Source organism: Candidatus Chloroploca mongolica, assembly GCF_004762035.2.
GTDB classification, from domain to species: domain Bacteria; phylum Chloroflexota; class Chloroflexia; order Chloroflexales; family Chloroflexaceae; genus Chloroploca; species Chloroploca mongolica.
In genome coordinates, this window is the sequence record NZ_SIJK02000002.1 from 78,613 (window position 1) to 103,627 (window position 25,015).

Below are 25,015 nucleotides of genomic sequence, written 5' to 3' on the forward strand. Positions count from 1 at the left end.
TTCAAAACAATACTGGAGAAGAATATGGACTGGCCATCAGTACGTGACTATGATGAAGCCTTACAGAGCATCGATCTTTGTTTTCCCAAACAACCAAAGCTCGCGACAGCAGAATTGATATCTGCGGATAAATTTGGCTTGCCAATGGGATCGAGTGGCAGTTCAGCAGTCGTCTACAAAATTAGGATTCAGGAAAAAGACTATGCTCTTCGCTGTTTTACTTCAGAAGTGAATAATCATCGTGAGCGATATCAGTTACTTCATGAGTATGTCCATAGGCAATCACTCAGTAGCTTTGTCAAATTTCAGTACTTAGTAGAAGGAATATCTGTCAATCATCATATGTATCCGGTTTTACTGATGGATTGGGCCAATGGAAAGTCACTGTCTGACTATATTGCAGACTCACTAGCATTATCTCAAACTGATAAGTTGCGCGGACTCGTTCAACACTGGTTCGCTCTTTACTTCGCACTTCGTCAAATAAATATGGCTCACGGTGATCTTCAACATGGGAATATTCTCATTGATACCAAAGGTATACCGCACTTGATTGATTATGATGGCATATATACCCCAACTATGGCTTCGTATCGGCCTAAAGAGTTTGGACACCGGCATTATCAACATCCAGAAAGAGAGCGTCGAAACTATTATGCCGAGGATATGGACTCGTTCAGCGTTCTGGTTGTAGCTATATCATTATTGGCTTTAGCCGAGCGCCCAAACCTATGGAGGCAATTCTATCACGCAGAGAATTTGATTTTTGAAGACAAAGATTTCACAAACGCTGGTGAAACCTCTCTCTGGCATGAGTTACGTCACCTAAGCTCAGAAGTCCAGCAGTTAGCTATGGTTCTGCAGCGTAGCTGCAGTAGACCGATTACAACAATTACACCAGAAATTGATGAGGCTTTAAAAAGCATTTCAAAACCTATTTGCTCTACAATATCTGAATCTGATAGAGAATATTTTGACAACTTGATTGCCGTTGCTAGTCGTACTGATTTTGACCCACCACCGCCAACCTTTCAACCATCACGACGGATAACATCTAAGAGAGAACTCGACGAATTCATAAAGGCCTTTGGTCGTACTGATTTTGACCCACCATCGCCAACACCCCAAGCCGTTATACTGGCAACATCCACGTCAACTCCAGCACTACCTAGAAAGAAACCAGGGGTATCGCTCGGTTGGGGTTTTCTCGTAGTTTTAGCACTGGTTGCCGTCTTTTTTCTAGGACGACAAGGTAATGGTGACAATCCGCCTCTGCCAGCTACAATCATGTCTCCTCCGGTAGTAAACACTGTTGAGGTTGAGGTTGTGGTGACAAAAGTTGCTGTGGTTACACCAACACCAGCGCAAGTTCGTCCGACAAGCACTAGTAGTAATTCTTCCGTATCATCACCAACGATCAACGTGGTGAGAAGACCTAACATCATCAGTAGAAGCACCTGGGGAGCGCTTCCCGCCACAGGTCTTTCAGGGCGGCAGAACCCGCGCCAGATCGTGCTTTCTCATGATGCACAAATTTCAAACGATAGCGATGATGTTAGAACGAAGCTACGTGCGATCCAGCGATTCCACCAACAACGGGGATGGCCAGATATTAGCTGGCATTTCATTGTTGACCGTAGCGGAAATATCTTTGAAGGGCGATCGCCTGATGATCGTGGTGACACTAACTATAATTTTAATACCGATGGGATGCTTACCATTGGTGTATTAGGTGACTATGACCGTCAGAATCCAAATCAAGCCCAACTAAACACCATTATCGAACTAATGGCTTGGCTTTGCCAAGAGTACAACATCCCTACTGAGGAAATTTATGCCCACAGTTACTTTGCTAATCAATCGTCACTGACTAATCCCAAAATTACTAGCCCAGGAAGAAACTTTGATCTACCGGAGATCCAGCGAATGGTGCAAGCACAGCTTACCAGAAGGTGATAGATCGACTACTACCTTCTTCAGCCGCACCATTGTAGGCTTCTCGATATTAACGTAACAAGGAATTTTGTATGACCAATCAAGCACCATCCCCATCTGGCAGTGAACAAAACCAATCCATGCGGAGAAGGTTTTTGAAGGTATTTTTCATTGGCAGTGCATCATTGGCAGCCGGTGCTCTAGCCTACCGCGTCGGACAATGGTCACGTTTCACACAACAAAGCCTTTTAGAAGCTAACGCGACTCTATCTTCGCCAACTGCTCCGCCAGCACTCCTTCAACTCCCACCACTCACTGGAACATCGATGTCGAGAAACAACCCAGATCTTTTGAACAAAGTTACAGCTTGGCCAACAATCGATCCTTCATCTGGCGACGCTCAGTTGCCCTTGATTAGCCCCACGACAACCAACACGTCGGTGTTAGCTAGCCAGGGGATAGCAAAACCACCTGTCATTACCCAACGTGAATGGGGTGGACTTCAACCAACGCGAGGCTTCCGTTCACAACAACCCAATAGAATTACCCTTCACCACGAAGGCGTGATCTTTGATGGTTCCATCTCTGCGGCAGCTTATCTTCGACGTGTCCAAATATGGTCAATGAACAATCGTGGGTGGCCTGATCTACCTTATCACTTTATTGTTGATCTCCAGGGCAGTATTTATGAGGGACGTCCCCTTACTACAAGAGGTGATACGAATACTTCATATGACACACAAGATCATGCCCAGATAGCTTTACTAGGCAAATATGATGAGGGAGAACAACAACCAAACTCAGTACAAATTGCGACAATTATTGCACTGATGGCATGGATTGTCTCGACATACAACATTGATCTTGACAAAATCAAAGGCCATCGCGACTTTATTCCTATCAATGGAGAGGGGAAACACATTGATCCCCGAACAGGTGAACGAATTACCTGTCCTGGAGATAATCTGTATCGCTATCTGGTTGATGGAACAATTCAGCGGGGTATCAAGATAGCCCTGGAAAAGAATGAACCAGTGCCTATGCCAACAGAATTCATACAAAAACAAAAATTATAACTAAATGCACATGTCATTCAAAATTTACACACTACCTTCTACGATATATGTTCTTATCTTGAGCTTGTATGTATGTGCATTCGTATCAAAAGCACATGGAAGGGTAATAGAAAGCTCTCCGTGCGACTATGTATTGATGAATGGAAGGCCGGGCCAAAACTGGGAGATCTTTTTATTTAATACAGCGACACAAGAATATACTAACCTGACGCAAAATTCCTATGATGAGCGAGATCCAGCCTGGTCCCCTGATGGGCGGAAGATCGCTTACAGTGCCAGATCGGGTAAGGGATGGGATCTCTACTTCTATGATTTGGAAACAGGACAGCATACGCAAATTACTGATGATCTAGCCTATGACGGCGCTCCAGCTTGGTCACCGGATGGAACGCAGATCCTCTTTGAGTCAACTCGAAATGGCAACCTAGACATTTTTTTATTTGATTTCATTCATCAAACGATAACAGAACAAACTTCCTCAAGTTATGCTGATATTGAGCCTTTATGGCATCCTGATGGAACAAGTTTTCTTTTTACCTCATGGCGCAATGGAGAACGTCAACTATTTCAACAAGAAATCAATGGGGTAGACGTACGATCGATAAGTGAACCTGGTGAAGAACCCTGTCAGGTATCATTTCTTTACAATTCTGCAAGCATCATATATCGATCCGATTCTTTAAAAGAACAAAAGATCATAATTCGTAATTTAGAACAACCTAACCTCACAATTTTACCAAATCCTTACTCGCAAAACTGGCCATTTCTCGTGAAGAGAAACCAGAATGATCAATTGGTTACTTTGAGGACAGTTTCTGGTATCACAGGTATTTATCCGACTGGATGGCAATTATCTTTGACTAGTATCGATATCGATACGCATTACAAAGAGTCACTGCTCAAACTAAGTGGTGAGTGGAGTCAACCAAGTTGTAGATCTACCTTACCGACTCAGGGCTTGTCGTGGGAACCAGTAGCACGACTCAATACTCAGACCTATATCGCACACCTTGATATTGATCAATCTCACTATTTAAGACATCTCGTAAATATAGATGCAAGACAACCTGTTTTATCAAGTTCGGTTGTGCCTTCTTTTGAACGTTTGCGACAACATATTATGCTTGAGAGTGGATACGATTTCCTAGGGACAATGAATGATGTATGGCGAGGGCTAGATCACCCCGATAAAGTCTTAATAAGTTGGCACCGAGCTGGCCGAGCTTTTGACACCAGAGACTGGTTTGCCACTGATAGGCAACGTCTCTTTATTGCTCGTGAATGGTTAGATGGACAGATCTACTTCCGGCTATACATTCTGGCACAGAACCAGGACGGAACCAAAGGACGCCCATTAAAAGAGAGTCTCTGGTTCACCGAAGGTAGGCTTGTGAATGCGGAACTACGCGAGCATGGTGGACGCTTTCAGGTACCATCTAACGGCTACTTTGTTGATATCACCGAACTCGCATCACGTGAAGGATGGACCCGTATCCCTGCGCTAACACCACCTTACGGAAATTGGAAGCATCGCTACATTGATATGGAATTTTGGCACTATGAGAAGCGTAGTAGCCTGACATGGTATGCGGCAATGAAACAGGTTTACCAGGCAGAAGAGTTGAACAGACGATATAATCCTCAACTCTTGTTATCTCGTGGCTACACCTGGGCACAACTCGTAACAGCCGGTATCGTTGACCCTGAAAAAGAAGCCTCGTGTCGTTATACGAGGCGCTCCTATGATGCAGGGTGCGCTTGGTAATAGGTCTGGGTCATGTAACTAATGCAACCAATTGCGGCTAATGAGACAAATAGCTACAAGCGCTTTAAAGGCTATACCGTAACTAAGAATGTAGAGAGATAGTTGCCACAAGGTTGGCTCTAATTCGATAGTTATGTCAAATTTGTGTGTATTGAAGGACTAAATATGATAAAGCTTTTTCAAACTATGATGATAAGTTTTATGATCATTATATCGATCCTTATTGGATCGTCTGCAACTATTGCCCAGGGACAACCTTGTGGTGGATCTCAAGATGAAAGTTGTATTGATCCAAAGTTATTACAGTTTTGGAGAGATAATGGTGGAGAAGCCCTTCTCGGAAAACCAATAGGACCCTCTTTTGACAACAATGGAATATTAACCCAGTGGTTTGAACGAGCACGCATTGATCAGCAAATAGGTTATGCACCACAATTAGCTGATATTGGTTGGGAATTCGTCAGCCGACAACCGTTTGCAGCTGACATTAACATGCAGTTGAGTGAAATCGATATAGCACCTAACTTAAAGCCATTTTGGGAGGCAAATGGAGGCGTTGATCGTTTTGGTTTACCCATCACCACTGCCGAAATCTCAGGTAATACAGAGAAACAGTGGTTCCTTCGTGCCCGCATTGAGCTAGTGAACAATTCGGGGCCTCAACTGATTAACCTTGGCTCCGAATTGCGCAAGCTAGTAGAGACTGATCATTTGGCACCATTATCTGAGCCTCAGGTTATATTGATACAACCGTCGATTGAGATATCAATTCCATCAGATACACGAACCACACCCATTGCCTTGACACCGACGATTGCTGCTACTGATACAACCACTCCTTCTATAGAATCATCTGTTCAATCTGAAGAGGTGATACCACTATCTGTTGACATCAAAACTCTCAGCATCACTTATTTGTTGGGTTTTTTTTCTGCTTTGGTAATTTTTTTGCTTATTTTTCTTATTCGCAATCAAGTAACAATTTGGAATAAAAATAAATTATTAAACAAAGGTCATTTAATAAAAAAATCATTTGCACAAGACAAAAATGCAAATATAGATACTCCTAATACATCCCTCATACATACACATGTCACGCCAAAACTTAGTAATGCTGATCAATCATTATCAGATTTAGACTTGCAAATACATGGATTTACTGTACCAAAGCATGGCAATACAGATTATGAGAATCAAGATATGTGGTGCTATGATGATTACAAACTCGTTGTTGCAGACGGATCAACTGATGGATTTGAAGCACGTCTCTGGGCTGAAATACTTAGTAAAGGATTTATTCAAAAATTACCGGCAGAGACCAGAGAAGGAGTCTTGGAATGGGTTCAGAATTTAACTCAGATTTGGCAAGATCAGACAGTGTATAGTGGCGATTTATCATGGTACATCGATGCTGCCCAAGAGAGAGGTGCCGGAGCAGCTCTGACTGGGATATCCTTCGCTAAAATTGGTACTACCTGGAACTGGAAAGCTTTAGCAGTTGGCGATACCTGTCTGTTCCTCTTACGAAAGAATCAACTATGTTGTAGTTTCCCTATCACCAGTAGTCATGAATTTAATCGTACACCTGATTTATTGGATACAAATATCGCACGTAATCAAGAACTTCAACCTAATGCAATTAAAACTACGCAAGATGAAGTACAAAACGGCGATATTTTTATTTTTGCTACCGATGCTCTTGCAAAGACACTTTTACAAGCTTATGAAAAGAAGGTTATGCTGTGGGATCAGCTGTTGTCTATTGCAAATCAAGATGTTTTTCAAGAATATATAGACGATTTGAGACAAGAAAATCAACTTGATAATGATGATACAACTTTGGTAGTTGCTCGCATTACTCTATCTGGATAAAGTAGAAGAAGATCAACTGATACCAGTCGGTTACGTGACAACCTCGCTTTATGATAATTCACCTTGAATATATTTTATAATAACACAATGAAAGGATACGTCAATGTTTTACCGTAAAGAAGTCAATCGTGAACATCCAACATGTCTAGTGTTTCTTATTGATCGTTCATATTCCATGTCCAAGTCTCAAGGAGGAAGTGAAGAAAAAAAAGCTGATGTACTCGCAAGCCTTATGAATGATACATTATACAAACTTGTGCGTGATTGTGTAAAGGACGCGAAAGAAGGACCACGTCACTATTTTGACATTGGTGTTATTGAGTATGGGCGTCGTGACCGCGAAAAAATTATTACTTCCGCCCTAAACTATGGCTCACTGGCTGGCAGATGGCTGATCTCCATCCGTGATATTGCTGATAATCCGCTAAGAATTGAATCACGTAATCGGATTATCAGTGATGGACGAGGCGGGACAACAAACCGTACCGTGCGTGCTCCCATCTGGATCGATCCAGTTTATGAAAATGGGACACCTACACGTAAAGCTATGGCTCAGGTTTATGACATACTTCAACCTTGGGTAAACACGCATCAAAGTTCGTTTCCTCCGACCGTTATCCATGTGACTGATGGAGAATCTGATGAGGATCCTTCATCGGAAGCTGAGCGTATTCGCTCTCTAAGAACACTAGATGGGCAGGTACTTCTGTTTAATATCCATCTTTCAGAGCGAGATGAAGAACCTGTTCGCTATCCATCTACCATGGAAGGATTACCTGATGACTTTGCGTGCCAATTATTTAAGATGTCAAGCACGATGCCTGAGTCATTGCAGATAAAAGCCAGGGAACTCGGGATTCCTTTGGTGCCAGGATCACGGGGTTTTGTTTTCAATGCACGGTTTGATGATCTGCAAAAGTTCCTCACTGTTGGTACGACGAGGAAGGAGCAGGCTTGATTAATGTCGGTAGGCTTGCATTGTCCCGACAAGTGTTAGAGAAGACATAGCATTATTAAGGAAAGAGATCTAAATGACAACCCCCTTCGTTATTCGTACCGAGACGAACGGACGTGAACAGAACGAGGATAGTGTTCTCGCATTGCGTCTCTTGCCAGGTCTCGATCAACCGCCAATTTTCGTGCTGGCTATCGCAGATGGTATGGGTGGTCATCCTCATGGCGAAAAAATTAGCCGTGAAGCATTGAAGCGATTGAGTGTACTGCTCTTTGAACAACTCAGTGTTTACCCACATCTCAACCAGGCTTCATCGCTCGAAGCAGTTGCAAACACCCATATTACGAACCTACTCTGGAGCGCAATGGAGGAAACAAATAGTTATCTACGACGCATTATCACCGTTAATCATTGGGGTTTGGCTGGTTCGACTATAGTCGTAGCTTTACTTTTTAAGGACAAGGTATTTGTTGGGAATCTTGGTGATAGTCCTCTCTACCATTATCAACACGACGACCGTAATTTACGCAAAGTAACGGAAGATCATACAGTCGCTGGTGTATTACTACGCAATAAACTGATTTCACCTGAGATGGCTCGCGTTCATGAGGGGCGTTCACGGCTTGAATACTTCTTTGGCCGCGAAATTCTTCCTAGTGAGCCGCCTATTCATCAATTTAACCTTGTAGCTGGCGACAAACTTCTCATCTGCTCTGATGGAGTAAATGGGAAGCTTGATGAGAGTACGATCAATACAATTCTTGCAAACGATACAGCAACACTTGAACAGCAAGCGGAACAATTACTCGCAGCGGCACGAGAAAAGGGTGAGACTGATAACCAAACGCTAATCCTCTGGCAGCACCGCACATTGGGATCACCGGAAGTGACAAGGCTGCTTCCTGAAAATTCCAATGAAGAACCAAGCTCTCTCTTGAAGACCATTAAGTTCGATGAGAGCAATGAAGCAAATGACAGAGTGGAGGAACACTATGAGTAGTGTCTTAGCGATTATGGTTGGGGGACGTATCACCATTGATGTTGGTGGAGTCAAGGAAGTTGAATTGCTACGTCTTTTAGGTGGTGGAGGCTTCGCAACGGTATGGGAGGTACGCGATACCACCAGTGGAAGACTCTATGTTTTAAAGATTGTACAAGGAATCAAGCCGGGGAGTGTCATTGAAGCTCGTATTCGCCTTGAGGCTGAGGTGCGCATTCCCTCGGAACATATCACCCCAGTGGTTGGTCTGCGCCAATGGGATCCTCACACTTTTCTGATCGTGTTTGAATATTTTATTGGCACATCATTGCGTGAGATGATAGAACATAAGCGCCTTAATTCAGAACAAAAGCGTAATGTATGGCACCAGATATTGACTGGTGTTACCGATGCTCATCGAAGTAATATTATCCATCGTGACCTTAAACCCGAAAACATTCTTGTGGATGAGAAAAACCATGTCCGTATTATTGACTTCGGTCTTTCAAAGTTTCCTGGTAGTGGTATAACCATCTCGGGGTCAATGGACGGCACCTTGCCCTACATGGCTCCTGAGATCCTGGTGTTCGGTACAAAAATCGCTGACTCACGTGTGGACATCTATGCACTAGGCCAAATCCTCTACGAACTAGCAACTGGACAGGTGTTCTGGGTTCGCATGGGTTGGCGTGAATTAAAAGACTTAGCTCGCTTTCTTGGGCAGAAACCCGCTCCCTTAGCAATCATGGATCTTACTGGGTTCAGTTGCGATTTCTTGCCAGATGCAGATCGAATTGTCTTCAAAATGACAATGATCGATCGAGATCAACGTTACCACTCAGTTGAAGAAGTGATGACTGATAGTGGATTCGTCTCATACATGCCTGAACCACCCAAAGATTTGAATCTGCGGAGTCCAGTACTGATTGTTGAGTCGGGCACTAACTATCGTGCGATGACGGTTCTTGGTCTTGGTGATGGAGAGAGTCGCATTCTTGGGCGTTTTGATCTGGCTGGGCAAGACGATAGTATTTCCAAACGCCACCTGGAATTTACTCGTCGAGGAAGCGAGTATTTTGTCGAGGATCTTGAGAGTAAAAATGGAACGCTCCTGCGGGGATCACTGCTAAAGCCTAAAACACCAACTTTGATTCAGCATGGTGATCGTATTAAAGTCGGTGAAATTTTTCTTCGTTTTGCTTTTCTTCGTAGCCTATAAAAACTCTTGTTATAGAAAGGAACACTTTATGAAAGTCTGCTCAAACTGTGGTGCTCACAATGGCGATGCTCGTGAATACTGCTATGAGTGCGGCAATGCACTCGCTGGTCTTCCAGAACCAGGTACATCAGCTATGCCTGGATTATCAGGTTCAAGAAAAGTAGATCCAGCATCCCTTTCTGCTTCGATTGCGGGTGGCATTGCCAGTAAACAGTTCAGTTCAGGACGAAGGGCGGATGTTATGTTCGTTCTTGACTGTACCGGCAGTATGGCTGGCGAAATACGAGCCATTCGTGATGCAATTATTGCTTTCGCAAACACAATCGAGTCAGATGGGGTTCGGGTTCGTGTAGGGCTGATCGAATTTCGTGACCGCTTGATCCACGAAGAAGCTCGTGTCCTGACTTTCAGCGGTCAACCTTTTACGAGCGACCCCGGTGAGTTCCGAAAGCAGGTGAGTAAACTCTCAGCGAGTGGCGGCGGTGATGAGCCTGAGAGTAGTCTGGATGCACTTATTCTCGCGAGTCGACAACCATTTGGGGCCGACAATACGAAAGTTATTGTGTTAGTGACAGATGCACCACCACATATTCCTGATAAGGATACTAAGACCGTGAAAGAAGTGGTTGATGCTTTCATCAAAGCAGGAATTGCTCAGTTTTATATGGTAATCCGTATTGACGATCCACGTAGCCAGGTGTACTTAGAACTTCTGACAGGTCGCCAGGGTTTAGCATTTGACATCGGCAAAGGAGATGATTTCAATTCTCGCGCTGAACATTTTAAGCGGACGTTAATGAACCTTGGCAAGACACTTTCAGGCGCCACGCGATAAACATCGTTTCCCTGTCCTAAGCAATCCCACGGGCAAGATACCTTTTATGCCCTTGCCTGTGGGATAGTTCGGTAATTGTTATGACCAGACGATGCTTAAATTGTCGAGGCATACTCACAGTTGGTGATAGTACTTGTGTTCAATGCGGTGTCCACTTACCATCAATGTTTCGTAATATCCTTCCTGACGGTACACTCCTTGACAACGAAACTTACCGTATTGAATATCCTCTTGGTAAGGGCGGATTTGGGATTACCTATTTTGCTCATGATCTTCATCTTGATCGTGCTGTTGCCATTAAAGAGTTCTTTCCTGAGGCCCTTGTAGCACGAGACATTCACGGCAAGCTTATTGCTGCAGATAATCGACGCAAGCAGTTTGATCGAGCAGTTAGACGCTTTTACGAAGAAGGTCGTGTTCTCGCAAAGATCAATCACCAGGGTGTTGTACGGGTGTATCGGTTATTTCGCGCTCATGATACTGTCTATCTCGTGATGGAATTCCTTGAAGGACAAACCCTTCGCGATATGCTAAATGCGTTACCTCTTGGAAAAATGAGCCTAGAGCAAACTCGGGCGTTGTGCTACCCCCTTATTAATGCACTTGAAACCATTCATAGGCAGAGCGTATACCACCTTGACTTGAAGCCAGAGAACATTCAGATTGCTGCAGATTTGCGACCGGTGTTAATAGACTTCGGTTCCGCTCGTAGAGGATCTCATGTTGATACCTATGTTACTTACAGCGAAGCCTATGCACCACCAGAGTTAATCGAAAACAACGAAGTTGGCCCCGAAAGTGATTGGTATCAACTCGGGGTGGTGTTATTCGAGTTGATAACGGGAAAAACACCTCCGAATGCTCTAGGTCGTCGTGCGGGTATTACATGGTCACCTCATGCTCTTGACGAGCCATGGCGAACTTTAGTCGATCGCTGCCTCTGCCTTGAACAACGCAACCGCCCTCATTCAGCACGAGAGGTTATTGCAATTCTTGAAGATCCAGTCAAATTTACCGTGAAGCCCGATGTTATTGCGCATGATATCCCAAAGCCTCCACCGAGCAAGGATCGGCTTGAAGAACCCCCATGGTACCTGCAGCCCGATATCGTCGACGAAGAAGAAGAACCACCCTGGTATCTAGACCCACTTGATTAGCGTGCGCACGCTCGCGGAGTGCGTCACACGCTGGATTGGGAATCCTAAGAAGAACTCTTGAACAAGATCTCGCAAAGCAACCCAATGCGAGCAAAAAAACAATAAGCGCATGTTCGACCGATATGTCACTAAATAAGTAGGCGGCTAGTGACGACTATCGTCTACCCTTAGAGCCACGCAAGCAGCGATAAAACCAGCCAATGAGTAGCGCGTGCATAAAAACGTTTGGTCGTTTAATTTCGCACCTGATGAAAGGAGAAGCAATGGATACATCTGGCTCACCGCCACTAGATCAGATTCTGACAGTTGATGAAGTAGCCGCTTACCTCCGTGTTAGCCGAGCCACCATTTGTCGCTGGTGTGTTAACGGCAAGTTACCTGCTTTCAAGATAGGTAAAGGATGGCGCGTACGTCGTAGTGCCTTAGAAGGGTATATTCTGTACCAGCATGAACCATCACTTAATCATGATCATGATTAAAACTTTTTTATAGTCGTCAATACCTTCGCCAAAAAGGTGGGCCAGAGCCAATGGCGTCCTAAAGCGGAATTCGCCACCTCAATAGCCCGAAAGTAGTAGAAACACACGTTTCAATAGGCATCACTGAATCCCCTGTAGAATATAAAAATGTGTCCGAGAAAACCCGGATCAGGTATTATTTAACCCTGATAGACACACGGACAAGCCGTTTGAGTGATTGTGCTGCGCTACCTGCCTATCCGGTATCGAGAGAAATTGGCGAAGGTATTGAGTCGTTTTATTTGATTTATTTTCCGACGTTCTGAAGCTTTGCAACGAGTATAACCATGACAACTGAGACATCGTTAAAAACTGCGGATCAGATGCTTCAAAATATTGAACAAGCTGATCCAGTTTTGATTAAGACAGACGATTTACGTCAAGTTCGTAAACTGCTTGATGATGGATACCGTACCGCAAGCAGAAAAGAAATTGAAAAATTTGATGTATTAGATCAACGCTTTCGAAAAGTCGCGCAAAAGCATGTAGATATCCTTATTGCTTGGTGCCGAGATCGATTGATACGATATGAAGGAAATGAGCAATTACCGCATGATCAAGATATTGATAAATTTTCAGCTAGGTTCCATTCTGCTATGACAGCAACAGTTGAATTGGTACCAGGCTACTTAAATATAGACGACGTTCAAGCGCTAACTAGTCGGGCTGAGATCCTTGTTGATAACTGGCGCAAGGATCGCGCATTTCATGAACTTGAGGCAAAGGCTCGTGCATCATGGGAACGTGCAGATAAACTCGAAAGATCTGAATCAGGGTATGTGATCAATGAACTACTCAAACCAATATTGGATGAAATAAATGCATCTCTGCAACATAATGAAAAATGGTCACTTAGCATTCGTGAAAAACTTTTGCTCCTGCGTGATGAAGCCAGACGACGCTATGATGATATGCGGGAGCGTCATGAGATACCTACGACGCGCCAGGAGGGTGGTGAACTAGTTCAGGTCATCATTGATTTTGCTGAGCGAGATCGGCGTAATTCAAGTCAATTGGTAACATACTTTATTGATGACACGCTCAGTGCTCAAGCTCAATCGATTGAAGTATCCAGAGCTCTTACGGTCGCACGTAATCGCCTAGTTAATCTTGTCTGGCGTGAACGCATTGATCAGTATATTAGTTCTGCAAAAGAGTATCTGAGTCAGCATCAACCACGTGAAGCCCTAGCGGCACTAGATAATTGGAACAAACTGCCTGGTCTTGAAGATGATCGGGTTGGTGTGCCATTGCCACGTCTCTTCAAAAATCGCGTTGAAGATGAAGCAAAGAAGGTTCGCGAAGAATTAGGCAAATTAGAAGAAGCAGAGCGTTGCTTGGATCAGGCTCAATTACAATCCGATCTCGTTGAAGCGCGTAAACTGGTTGACCGGGGTAGCAGTTTATATCCAAAAGCTCCTGATCTCATCGCTATAAAAGCGCAACTTAGGCATCGTATTACTGAAGAATTTACCAAGTTGCTGAATGATGCACAGCAGTTCCTCAAAAGTGAGAATTGGATCTTGCTACAAGCACGTCTTCTTCGGGCACAAGAACTTATTGCACTTGACATGGATGTGCCTGAAGATGTTCGTGATACGTATACTCATTTGCAAAATATCTTTCAACGTATTGAACCACTTATACCCTCACGCCGCGCTCAGTTCACCTTTGCAGAAGAGCGCAAACAGCTCGAGGCTTTAGCACGCGATCTGCCAACATACTGGACAGATTGGAGCGAAGCCCAGAAGCGGTTGCGTCATCTCCAAGCCAGTACTGATGTTCAATCACTGCTTGTTCGAGCCGATGGATGTATGCATAAGGCAGCAAGTGCTGATGATCTTCAGGATTTAATCGAAGGTTGCCAGGATCTTAGCACAAAAGCAGCAAGCCAAATTCCTGAGGAGGAGATCAAAAAGCTCCGAACGATCCAGGCGCAATTGTCGGCCTGGTTGGGATTTGTACGTGCCCGTGATGAACTCGCTCCTTTCATGAACACTACGATCAGTGAAGATAATGATAATAATTTCTTTGTTCCTCCTGATCTCAACATTGCTCGTACTGGTATTGCTGAAGCACGCCAGCATGCTAAGGCCGGGGCTGCAGTCCGTGAGGATAACCTGGATCAAGTGCTGAGTCGGCTTGAAAGAAATGATACTTCAGCCCAAACGAGCCTCCGAGAACTTGAACATGCGCTGAATGACCCAGCACCCGATCTGAACATACTTCGCCAGAATTCACAAAAAGTGACACGCTGGTTAAGTAAGCCAACAAGTTATCGTAGTGAGTTCTTGGAGGTACGTCGTGAGTTGCAGCAACAATTTGTTACGTTTGTCCAGAATGAACTTGATGCAGCAATCACGGTAGCCAAGGAAAACTACTTTACTACATTAGATATTTCATCCATTGAGCAACTCTTAGATGAGGTGCGGGAATTTGCAGCTGCAAAGCCGCTCGGAGAGCGCGTTGCTTTACCCCTTGCTATCGCAAAAGCTGAGCGCACTGAGCGTCAGGCGAGTGGTAATTGGGATCATGTGCGTCAAGCATGGGAAGAAGCAGCTCGCCTAGCAGCTCGTGATCCTGAATTGAAAGATTACTGTGAGCACCGCAGGTTACAGGCATCAAAACAACATACGCTTCGTCAGGCACGCCTGTTAGGTGATCCTATCGCAGCTGAGCGAGTCTATTATACTCTCTGCGAGGAAGATAAATTCGAGACTGATCCTGAGGTCTGGTATTGCCATGGAAGTCATTGTCTTGAGACAGTTAAGCAGATGTACCAAAATATTGATGACAAACATATTGGCAGAAAAGCTTCAATCTATCTGAAAAAGGCACGCTTTTCGCTAACCCGTTCTCAAAGCTTGATCAATGAAACCTCAATGGCATTCATTGGTCAGACGGGTAATTCACGCTCAACTGACATCAAACCCAAAGTAGAGGCATCTATCATTCAACTTGAACAGTGGCAAGTACTAGGCGATCTTCACACTAAATTTGATGCTCTCAGGATCGAAAACCTGCTCCCTCCGCTTTCTGATATACGACAAATGACTACTTGGTTTGAACTTGAGCAAACCAAGCCTTCCTTGACTGATAGCACACTCTCTTCGTTGCTCAAACGAACCTGGGATCAGCGCATGGCCGGCCTAGTTTCTGAACTTCAGATAAAACTCAACTCATCAAAGGAGCTATTTGAAAAGATTGACATCCTTGCCCTGTTCATCGAGTGCAAACCTCAAGATACACAGGCGCTGAGTGAGTTAAAGAAATTGTTGCTTGAGGCTATTCAGCGCCTCAATCTAGAGGTAGACGATATCACATATGATTACGATGCTCAACGGTTTAGTCGCCGTTATCAAAAAAACTCGCCAACGATACCCAAAGATAAAGATTTTGCTCGATTACAGTTGGACGAGATTATAGTTAGCAATAATCATTTGGAAAACTTAGGCAATGTATTGCATTTATATGGCAATCCACTTAGGCATAGCGATATCAGTGATCAAATGCTGACGACGTCTTCGAGCGCGCTCAAGGACTGGTTAAACCAGGTTCAAGAATTGTGTACGACGCTTGATCTAGCGCAGCGTCTCATTGCAGATGCGTTGCATGTTCCTGAGCAATTTGCTGCGGCTCGTTATGTCTTGCGTATGCATCAAGGTGAGCCTAAACCAACCCTGCAGCGTGTACCAGAAGCCTTTGTCCACGCAGGGCATCCCGCTTATCGTGCTTTTACCAAGATACTTGAAGAGAATGAAGGCCAGCGGAAACGCCAAGAAGAGCTTCGCAAGCAACTTGAGATATGCTTCCGTTTCGAGCGTGCGATTAGAAGTGACGATCTGCCTACAGTTGGCAGTGACCCCATTATCGAACGTTTACGCCAGTATTTACGCAGTTCCGATCCAAAGTATCCACTTGAAGAAGCTGAACATTTGATGAAGGAGATGCGCAGGACAGATCCTTATGATACGTACGGGTTGCAAAGCTCGCTTGTCTATCAAGATCCTGATGATCATGATAAGTGCTACGAGTCACTCCAGGCCTGTGAAGCAGTCATTGCCCCTAAGGTTCAACAGATGAAGCTGTTACGCCGATGGTTAGCACAATTTTCGGATGCTCGTAGGGCTGAGTTAAGCGGATCAGGCAGGTCAGCTTGGGATACACAGCGCCAAAAGCTTCAACAGCAGAGCCATCGAAGCCCACACGATCTCGCCACGTCCCGGAACGAGTTTCGCAAGATCTTGCAAGACCTAAAAGCGACGCTTGATGCTTTGAGCGATCAGGCCATGCATACCTATCTTCAACACAACCATCAGCGTAATCTTCTACCGGGTCTCGATGATCAAGCCTTCAAAGTGTATCAGGCAGCAACAGGTCTGGTTGCGCAGCGAGATGAACACCGAGATTATTTTACGAAAGCAGTCAATGAAGCTGAACAGGACGAACGTAACCTGGATGATCGCATCAAGAAGTACGAACCAACATGGGCCACCCTAACAGCATCTTACAATCAATTGATGAACAGACGGCGTAATTGGGCCCAAAGTCAAGAATGGGAGACCTTTAATGATGCTGCAACAACTTTTGCCAACATCTGTCGAGATTATGAACCCTTTCAAGTGTACTTGAATGATGTCTACCAGCGTACCGGGCTTGACCATCCATCCCGCAAGTCTCATTAGACACCTACAGGCTCGGAGCAGAGCCTGATTGAAAGTGATGAGCATGACTGATCCTGAAACCATCATTCTTCTAGCTGATATTCACGCGAATGACGTGGCGCTCAGCGCAGTTATGCACGATGTGCGCTCACGTTATGGTCAGCGAGGTGCTTTATGCATCTGGTTTCTGGGCGATCTCTTTGGTCGTGGGCCCGAACCTGCTAAGGTCTGGCGGATGCTGCGTAGCTACCACCCAGAAGTTATGCTCCTTGGCAACCATGAGTATGGTTTGTTAGGATGGCATCAAAGTATTCATTCAGATGTACTTTTTGATGGTCCTTTCAATCCTAATGATTGGCATATCTTGCTCATTCATCGCCAGCACCTCTGTGATCTTGGACTTTTAATTCTTGATGCTAGTGGCAAACCTATTGGTGGCGAAGTATTTGATCGATTGAATGATGCACCTACAGTCACAACTCCTCGATCAGGGGTTTATCTGCTTCACGGTGGGGCCAACCGTTCTGTCGATGATGGAGCTCAACTCGGACATGCGCATGACCTGGTTGAGCATCTTGTATGGGGCTACGTAAAGGAGCCACACCATATGACTCAGACGCTGGCGACTCTCCAGTGGTTGAGTGCATCACCTCCGATGCATAAGGGTTGGCAAGTCACACAGCCTGAACCGCCTCATATCATGATCGTAGGCCATTCCCATAGACGAATCCTTGCCCAGTTAAGTACAGAAGGCGAGGTTCTCTGGGAAGAGCCAGTAAAAACCGAGACACCATATCAATATCAGTTTAGCGCTGCAACCCCGCTCTTACTATCACCAGGCAGTGTTGGCTTTGCTCGTGAGCAACACGATCGCAAGGCAAGTTATGCGGTGCTTGAACTCCTGAACCATAACCAGTGCAAGATCACGTTTCATGCGGTCAATTATGACCGCAAGAGTGTGTGCGACACCATGCGCATACAGGGCTATCCTGAATCAATCATACGCCAACTCACCCTTCCGGGTGAAGATGTCTTCTGAGGTTGCAACTATGAAGCGCACGCTATTTCTTCTGACGCTGTACTGGGTGATCATCGGCTTATGCAGTACCACCCCGGTCAGTCTGGCTGCACCGCCTCCCCAAACAACCCAGGGTGGACGATGTAGTGAGCTCCAGGTTGTCTTCCTCGTTGATCAGAGTGGTTCGATGTCAGATGCACAAGCCCCCAGTGATCCAAATGGCTTACGCTATCTTGGGCCACAACGTGCGATTGAAGTTCTTAGCACGCTTCGCTATCAGAGCTATACCGACTCCAAAATGCAAGTTAGTGTAGTCAATTTTGGCACACAACCTGCAACCGCTCTCGATTGGTTTGAGCTTGATGCCACCAATCAGGCCCAGCATCAACAACTTCAGCAGGCACTCGCGCCGGCGTTCTTCGCTGCCAATCTTGGCTTTACCAACCACCGAGCAGCTTTCGAGAATGCATCTGCACTCTTTGCGGTGATTGAAGATCCCGGACGCATACCAACACCCGGTGATCTTTGTCCAACCCGAGCGGTGATTATGTTGACTGATGGTGCACCGCAACTTACTTTCAATGATCCCTCCGATTTTCACGCGACTCACCTCAATGATCTATCCAGGTATGTACGCCAGTTTATGCCTTTGCCACAGTACCAGATCTATGTTATTGGGGTTGATACAACCAATAACTATTGGAGTACGGTACGGCCTTTCTGGGAACAGATTGCAGGCGATCCGAGTCGGGTTGTACGTGTCACTACCCCAGAAGAGATGAGCGCCTATGTTCTCTCTATTGCAGAAGATTTGACACGTTCATTAGCCCTTGGCACAGGTGGGGCAGTGCCGACAACAGCCTGTATTACTGATGGAAGACTGGTGGTTCCACCTTTTGTGCAAGAATTGCGCCTGACCTTGATTAAGCCTAGGGACGATATTACGCTGCAAGTCGAGGATGCGCCAGGTCGTTTGCTCGTTCCTTCACGTACTGATGTTGTCGTTGAGTTGCAGGGTCGCAATGAACCAATCGAGACCTTGATTGTACGGCAACCACAGCCTGGTATCTGGAATGTGCTGACCCAACTTCCGCCCCCCCCCACACCCGATGCCTGTCAGATCAGGATGTTCGCTTTTAGTGCTGCGGTACAGGCTTCAACTCCGGCACCTGCAGATACTGTGCAGTTTAAGCAACTACCTCTCTCGTTGAAGATCGCAGATGGATCGGGCACAAGTCTACCAAACTATGGGTCGCAATATCCGCTTGAAGTCGAGGCCAGGCTTGTCAGTGCGACCGAACCCATCAGCGTGATCGTAGACCTGGAGCGTGAGCCTGATTACACCTATAGCGGCAAGCTCACGCCTCTCAGTGCAGGGCCTCATCGCCTGGAAGTACGCGCTGCGTCACGCGATCCCGAAGGCAATTCTGTGATGGTCATGGACTTTAAACCCGTCGCTAATCTTGACATTGCGCCGGTAAACCTTGAGCTTCATGGCTTCACGACCACGCGCTTGCCTCAACACGGAACGACCCCGATTAGCTTGACCCTGACAACGCCGCAAGGCCCCGTTCGACTGGATCTGCCATTTGAGCTTACTGCAAACCTAGGTTTACCTGGAGGTTCATCAGTCGCGCTCCTTCCTCAGGATCTTGGGAATGGCATCTATCAGATTGATCTTATTCCAGATCAAGTGGGCATCTATCGCTTTAGCTATCGTGGTACGGTTGCAACTCCCTCCGGAGAGGTCGAACTTGGTACCGGTACTCTAGATTTTGAAGTCTTCCCTACGACGCGCATCAATGCTCAGCTTGTCACACCGACTGGTGGGAGCTTTGTTGCGACTGATTGGCGCCTCCAGCCCACTGGTCTGACGCTGGATGTGCAACTCGTTGACGAGGCAGGTAATCAGGTTAGTCCAGGGGCAATCCGGGCTGCTGACCAGCAACAGGTGCTGCGAGCCACTGTGCTTGATACCCAGCAACGGGTTGTCTTAGACAATGTTATCCTCGAAGGCCTTGGTCGCCCAGGTCTCTTTCGTCTCGATGCCGCCAACCTTGGGCGCGGTACCTATACTGTCATCATTGAACCTCTGGCTCCACTCGGTGAGGGATTTGTGTGGAGTAACCCTAACTGGTCACACTCCCTCGCTGGGCGCATCAGTCCACTCTTTTTCGCTGCTGTCGCAGGTGGCCTCCTCTTGATCGCAAGTGTCATTGGCATGGGCTTGGGCATCCGACGCAGAAGACGCTGCCCCCTCTCGGGGTTCATCCGTATTTATCAAGATCTCCCAACCAGCGACGGAGATACCTACCAAAAAGAGATCTATAAAGCCCAGTTGCCAGGGCGGAACAAAGTTGTGCTTACTCCGTCGGGAGGACTGATCGGATGGTTGGAACGACTCTTAAGAATGCCCTTGGGAAGAGGGAGAATGCTTCCCTTTAAGCTCATCGTGGTCAGATGTCGCAATGAGGACGATGCGAAAGCGAAACGCGCCCACCTCGAGATCACCCTCACCAATGGCAAACCCCTAAGCATTACGTTAGGGCCAGACACACCACCCCGTAGTCTACCTGACGGCTCAATGCTCGAAAAAGGCCCTCGCTCACCAATAATATCTGGTGTAGGCGGGTACGCTAGTATTCCAGATGATTTTCCAACCACGAACCGCCTGTAAGCCAAGGAGACTCTGATGACTGATACAACCAACGAAACGTTTAAGGCAATACCAACCCTCGTTATAGGTGTTGGCGGTACGGGCCTCAAGGTGGCTACCTACATTAAGAAGAGTCTGCAAGAGGCGAACCGCAACCGTCTGCCTGAACGCATGGCGTTGATGGTACTCGATACCGAGCGTACCGCACGCTTTCAGGCTGGCGGTTGGGGTAGAGAACGTGATCATAACCACGCCACTGGGCCAGTTAAGCTCGATATTGGTGAGTATATCGCTCTCTCGGGTACCATTTTAGAATTGGGCAAGGCGATCAAAGAGGAGCAGATCGAGGCGGCAGGCGATCCGAAAGCCCGCCGTGGTCAGCCCCGCCGCCACCTCAGTTCGTGGTTCCAGGCGCACCACTACCTTGATCAGGTTGCGGTTGACTCTTCGCTCTGGAACCTTGATATTGGTGCGGGACGCTACCGCCAGTTTGGGCGCATGGCCCTCTTTGCCCGTTTGAAGCAGTTCACCGACTCACTACAGAGCGCACTTGGCACGATCAAGAAGCAGGAGGCGAGCAAGATCCATGTCCACGTCATTGGCTCTCTATCAGGCGGCACCGGCTCGGCCCTCTTCGTGGATGTGCCCCATATTGTGAAGCAGATTGCCAGTTCGGCTGGCTTTAATCAAGCGCCTGTGGTCTTTGGCCACTTTGTTTTGGCGGAAGGTTTTCGCGGCACACCCGAAGTTGAACTCAATAATGCTGACCGTAAAGCGGATTATGATGCGCGCTGTTTTGCCGCTCTCCGCGAACTCAAGCGCCTCCAAGGGGCGGTAATTAACCAGATTGGGGGCTATCCCCTCACCTACGATCCGCAAGGCTCAGGGGTACTCAATAGCCCGATGACCGAAAGCCCCTACAGCAGCGTCTACCTCTATGATGGGCAGCGGGATAACAACCCGATCAACGGATTGGTGATCGAACAGGGTTTAGCACCAGCGATCGCCGATGTGGTTGTTGCCTATATTGATGACCGTTCAGGTGATACCTTCTGCGCCCATTCGGTCAACTTCAAGTCCTTCTATGCTTCAGCAAGGATTCCTGCTGGCACACCCACCTTCGGGAGCGTTGGTACCTATACCATCGAACTGCCGATCTACCACATTACCGAGCGCTGGGTGCATACGCTCGCCCGTGAATTGCTCAACACCCTGGCGACACCAAGCCAAACGGATGGCGATGATGTTCCCATCGGCTTGATTGCTAATCAACCGGGAGGGGCAACGAGAGAGCCGCTCGCTGCGGCGGAAAAGTGGCTAAAGGAGAGTAATACTGCGCTCATTAACAAGCTGACCCAGTGGGCAATCCAGAGTGGGCACACACCCATTATTCGTCAGCAGGTGGTTGATGAGATACTTAACCAGGATGCCGCTGCATGGCAGCAGCATCTCGCACCGAGCGATGCTCAATGGCAAGCGTGGGTGGACGAAGCGCGGGCCAAACTTGAAGGGAGCCTGCAAGAAAAGGAGAGTAGCTACTTTGTCGATCATCAGCAGCCGGGCAATACGCACGAGCAGCGTGCCGCCAATCTGCGCACCGAAGTAGATGCGAAGCTACGCCAAATGATTGGCGATAGCGAGGATGTCTGGATGCGCTCCGGTGGTGACTTCCGCAGCGCCCTCGTTCGCCTTGGCTACCACCATGTTCAGTCATTCAATGAACTGCTGGTCAAGTGGCTGCGTGAGATGCTCAATGGCGATGCCAATGTTGGCAGCGCCCGTGAATGCAAACAGGGTAAGTTGGGCTACGTGCAAGCCTTTCTGCGCCACATTGATGGGCTGCTCAAAGCGAGCTCCGCTATGCTCAAACAGGCTGCCGAGCAGAGCAGTACGAAGCGCAAGGCAACCTACGATGCCATTGCCAGTGATCGCCGCCAGGCCGCCGACAAGATGGCTCATGGTGCCGGTTTTCTGAGCGGCAATTTGAAGGAGTATCGCAATATCTCAGATGACCTAGCCCAGTTCCACAAGGCCGACATCGCCCGCAAGGTGGTCTACGATCTTGTTGAACAGTTGCAGGGTATTGTTGAACAGGCGCTACAGGAGGTAGAACTCTGGGTGCGTATTTTGGCCACTGCACGCCCGGTCGAGGGTGGCATGTATGGCCTGCTGCTTGAGGGCTTAAAGGCGATTGATCTCGATCGGGCGCAGGCGAAGAATGAGGTGCGTTGGGTCATTGATGATCAAGAGGGCAACGACCAGTACATTGCTGAGTGCAGGGATCGCTACTCGCGCGACAGGCTCGATGAATTGCTGAACACGATCGAGTGGAAGATTGGACGCCCCGATAGCAATAGCCCCCTACGTATTGAGTTGCACCTGCAGGGAAAGGGTATGGATCGCCAGGCAGGCGCACCAGAGCAACGCGAACGGGGCGCACGCAACCTAGCTCGGCTCCTAGACCGCTGCCGTAGCTTCTATGCCCCTGCCTGGTCTGAGATGTCGGTCACCGCCTATCTCTACCAGAACTGGAACTACCGAGTACAGGATCTCGCCGCCCGTGTCTATGATAAGAGCGGCTATCTGCTCCAACTCAGCGATCCGAATATGCCGCCTCCGAAGCAAACGGACTACCTCCGTGTCTGTATGCATGGTCTCTCGCAAGAGGAAACCAACTTCCTGGGTCAATTGCGTACTGCGGTTGCCACGCGGTTTGGCACAACCACCAGTATTGAGGAGCGCAAGAAGCTCTCTGAAGGCAGCGTAGCCGCCGTCGGGCATGACTCGCGTGATCGCTTTAAGCTGACCTTCATCATGTTTGGTGATCTGATCCAGGCCCATCAGATGACCAGCTATCGTGCTGCTCAACCGAGCTACCATCAGATCAGCGGCTCTGAGACTGCGTGGCGCCCCTTGCACATCCTTCCTGCCGAGAATAACGCCCTCGCAATTGAACGCGCCTTGCAGACCGCTTCGCGTGAAATGCAGCAGCGACGGCGTGAATTGGACGATAAGGTGGTGACACTCCTTGAGGATGATGATCGCTTCCGCATTGGCATGCGCTGCCTCGCCTATGGACAGACCGACTATGATTGGCAGTTGGCTGGTGCGCGCGGCGTACTACTGCACAAGTACACCCCATCCGATCGCCAAGGCAAGAGCTGCTGGCGGCTCACGGTTGAACCGACGGGGCAACGCTACGCCGATGGCCGCGTCTATAACAACTTAGGAATGTTGGCTACGCCTGATCACTACCAACTGACCCCCTATGCCGACGAACCCGATCTGCTTCAAGCCTTTGTGCAACTGGTCTGTGTTGGCAAAGACTATGTTACAAAGAGCGATCTTGAGTGGGGACGCATAGAGGCAACCCTAGAGCAGATGATGCTGGCGCATCTACAGATCTGGAGGGGTAAGCCAGATCCGGGATGGACACCAGCCGGGCGAACGGTCAATGATGCATCCCTCCGTAATGAGGCTATGGAGCAGGCCGCGCAGATCATCCGCCTCCGGGGCCTTATAGAGAAGTGCCAGCAAGAGCTTCAACGCTATGCGTGGGCTTGGCGGCCCGAAGGAAAGACGCCGGAAAGGGTGAGTGACGAGGAGCGGGCGAGGGTACAGCAGTTTGTTGATCTCTGGACGGCGATTAGAGGCGTGGCCAACGAGGAGATGGCAAATTTGAGTCGGCGCTTTGTCCAGTTGGCTATCTGGAAGGGGGCGATTCCTTTTGAACAACTCGATCTCGACAGCGATGTGGGTAGCGTCGATCAGGATGGGGAAGTACAGCCCGAGCAGCCTCGCGCTACTCCTTCAGCGCCAACTTTACAGCCCGAGCAGCCTCGCGTTACTCCTTCAGCCCCAGCGTCTACCTGGATCTGCTCGCAGGGCCATGAGAATAGTAGTGAAAAGAACTTCTGCACCGAATGTAGAGAAAAGCGCCCTGATGTTGCTATAGCGCCGTTGGATGCGCCAATACTCGATCCCTTACCACCTCTTTCGCCTTTGCCACCTGCACCAGGATTGCCTTCTGAGCCTTCTACTCCGAAGTCGCCAAAACCAACACGGGTCTGCGCTGGCCCAGACCATCACCCACTGGCCGAGGGCGTGAACTTCTGCCCCATCTGTGGCAAGCCCCCCTTTGTGGAGGCCGTCCTGCCCCCCCGGGTCTGTGCCGGCTCAGACCACCACCCACTGGCCGAGGGCGTGAACTTTTGCCCCATCTGTGGCAAGCCCCCCTTTGTGGAGGCCGTCCTGCCCCCCCGGGTCTGTGCCGGCTCAGACCACCACCCACTGGCCGAGGGCGTGAACTTTTGCCCCATCTGTGGCAAGCCCCCCTTTGTGGAGGCCGTCCTGCCCCCCCGGGTTT

Annotated in this window: 14 protein-coding genes; all 14 read left to right on the top strand. The window is 47.8% G+C overall.

Annotated features, from left to right (window positions below; genetic code table 11):
* The first annotated feature begins 24 nt into the window (after nt 1-24).
* A complete protein-coding gene (locus EYB53_RS01835) occupies nt 25-1,956 on the top strand; it encodes an N-acetylmuramoyl-L-alanine amidase (protein ID WP_135476144.1) in 1,932 nt (643 codons plus the stop codon).
* Nucleotides 1,957-2,027: 71 nt separating this feature from the next.
* Nucleotides 2,028-3,011, top strand: coding sequence for a peptidoglycan recognition protein family protein (locus tag EYB53_RS01840; protein ID WP_135476146.1), 984 nt, complete (start codon nt 2,028-2,030; stop codon nt 3,009-3,011).
* A 136-nt stretch (nt 3,012-3,147) separates the two neighbouring features.
* Nucleotides 3,148-4,776: a TolB family protein gene (locus EYB53_RS01845; protein WP_167857204.1), complete on the top strand. Its 1,629-nt coding sequence runs from the start codon at nt 3,148-3,150 to the stop codon at nt 4,774-4,776.
* A 165-nt stretch (nt 4,777-4,941) separates the two neighbouring features.
* Entirely contained in the window at nt 4,942-6,648 is a 1,707-nt protein-coding gene (locus EYB53_RS01850) for a hypothetical protein (RefSeq protein WP_135476150.1), read from the top strand.
* Between the two features lie 103 nt (nt 6,649-6,751).
* Nucleotides 6,752-7,606 carry a vWA domain-containing protein gene (locus tag EYB53_RS01855; RefSeq protein WP_135476152.1) on the top strand — a complete coding sequence of 285 codons (855 nt, stop codon included), beginning with the start codon at nt 6,752-6,754 and terminating at the stop codon, nt 7,604-7,606.
* A gap of 73 nt (nt 7,607-7,679) precedes the next feature.
* Complete coding sequence (locus EYB53_RS01860; RefSeq protein ID WP_135476154.1) at nt 7,680-8,603, top strand: PP2C family protein-serine/threonine phosphatase; 924 nt, start codon at nt 7,680-7,682, stop codon at nt 8,601-8,603.
* Nucleotides 8,596-9,801, top strand: coding sequence for an FHA domain-containing serine/threonine-protein kinase (locus tag EYB53_RS01865; protein ID WP_135476156.1), 1,206 nt, complete (start codon nt 8,596-8,598; stop codon nt 9,799-9,801). Before EYB53_RS01860 ends, EYB53_RS01865 begins: the two co-directional genes overlap by 8 nt.
* A 28-nt stretch (nt 9,802-9,829) precedes the next feature.
* Nucleotides 9,830-10,636: a vWA domain-containing protein gene (locus tag EYB53_RS01870; RefSeq protein ID WP_135476158.1), complete on the top strand. Its 807-nt coding sequence runs from the start codon at nt 9,830-9,832 to the stop codon at nt 10,634-10,636.
* A 164-nt stretch (nt 10,637-10,800) separates the two neighbouring features.
* A complete protein-coding gene (locus tag EYB53_RS01875) occupies nt 10,801-11,793 on the top strand; it encodes a serine/threonine-protein kinase (protein WP_167857205.1) in 993 nt (330 codons plus the stop codon).
* Nucleotides 11,794-12,056: 263 nt separating this feature from the next.
* Nucleotides 12,057-12,272: a helix-turn-helix domain-containing protein gene (locus tag EYB53_RS26535; protein WP_135476162.1), complete on the top strand. Its 216-nt coding sequence runs from the start codon at nt 12,057-12,059 to the stop codon at nt 12,270-12,272.
* 326 nt (nt 12,273-12,598) lie between these two features.
* Nucleotides 12,599-16,996: a hypothetical protein gene (locus EYB53_RS01885; RefSeq protein ID WP_135476163.1), complete on the top strand. Its 4,398-nt coding sequence runs from the start codon at nt 12,599-12,601 to the stop codon at nt 16,994-16,996.
* Nucleotides 16,997-17,039: 43 nt separating this feature from the next.
* Nucleotides 17,040-18,014, top strand: coding sequence for a metallophosphoesterase family protein (locus tag EYB53_RS01890; RefSeq protein ID WP_167857206.1), 975 nt, complete (start codon nt 17,040-17,042; stop codon nt 18,012-18,014).
* Nucleotides 18,015-18,024: 10 nt separating this feature from the next.
* Complete coding sequence (locus EYB53_RS01895) at nt 18,025-20,670, top strand: vWA domain-containing protein (protein ID WP_167857207.1); 2,646 nt, start codon at nt 18,025-18,027, stop codon at nt 20,668-20,670.
* 15 nt (nt 20,671-20,685) lie between these two features.
* The coding region (locus EYB53_RS01900) for a tubulin-like doman-containing protein (RefSeq protein ID WP_167857208.1) at nt 20,686-25,015 on the top strand (4,330 nt) is incomplete at its 3' end.

Bases quoted from the DNA above. Each gene is read 5' to 3' on its own strand.
- EYB53_RS01835 (WP_135476144.1), top strand. From the start codon at position 25: ATGGACTGGCCATCAGTACGTGACTATGATGAAGCCTTACAGAGCATC.
- EYB53_RS01840 (WP_135476146.1), top strand. From the start codon at position 2,028: ATGACCAATCAAGCACCATCCCCATCTGGCAGTGAACAAAACCAATCC.
- EYB53_RS01845 (WP_167857204.1), top strand. From the start codon at position 3,148: ATGAATGGAAGGCCGGGCCAAAACTGGGAGATCTTTTTATTTAATACA.
- EYB53_RS01850 (WP_135476150.1), top strand. From the start codon at position 4,942: ATGATAAAGCTTTTTCAAACTATGATGATAAGTTTTATGATCATTATA.
- EYB53_RS01855 (WP_135476152.1), top strand. From the start codon at position 6,752: ATGTTTTACCGTAAAGAAGTCAATCGTGAACATCCAACATGTCTAGTG.
- EYB53_RS01860 (WP_135476154.1), top strand. From the start codon at position 7,680: ATGACAACCCCCTTCGTTATTCGTACCGAGACGAACGGACGTGAACAG.
- EYB53_RS01865 (WP_135476156.1), top strand. From the start codon at position 8,596: ATGAGTAGTGTCTTAGCGATTATGGTTGGGGGACGTATCACCATTGAT.
- EYB53_RS01870 (WP_135476158.1), top strand. From the start codon at position 9,830: ATGAAAGTCTGCTCAAACTGTGGTGCTCACAATGGCGATGCTCGTGAA.
- EYB53_RS01875 (WP_167857205.1), top strand. From the start codon at position 10,801: ATGTTTCGTAATATCCTTCCTGACGGTACACTCCTTGACAACGAAACT.
- EYB53_RS26535 (WP_135476162.1), top strand. From the start codon at position 12,057: ATGGATACATCTGGCTCACCGCCACTAGATCAGATTCTGACAGTTGAT.
- EYB53_RS01885 (WP_135476163.1), top strand. From the start codon at position 12,599: ATGACAACTGAGACATCGTTAAAAACTGCGGATCAGATGCTTCAAAAT.
- EYB53_RS01890 (WP_167857206.1), top strand. From the start codon at position 17,040: ATGACTGATCCTGAAACCATCATTCTTCTAGCTGATATTCACGCGAAT.
- EYB53_RS01895 (WP_167857207.1), top strand. From the start codon at position 18,025: ATGAAGCGCACGCTATTTCTTCTGACGCTGTACTGGGTGATCATCGGC.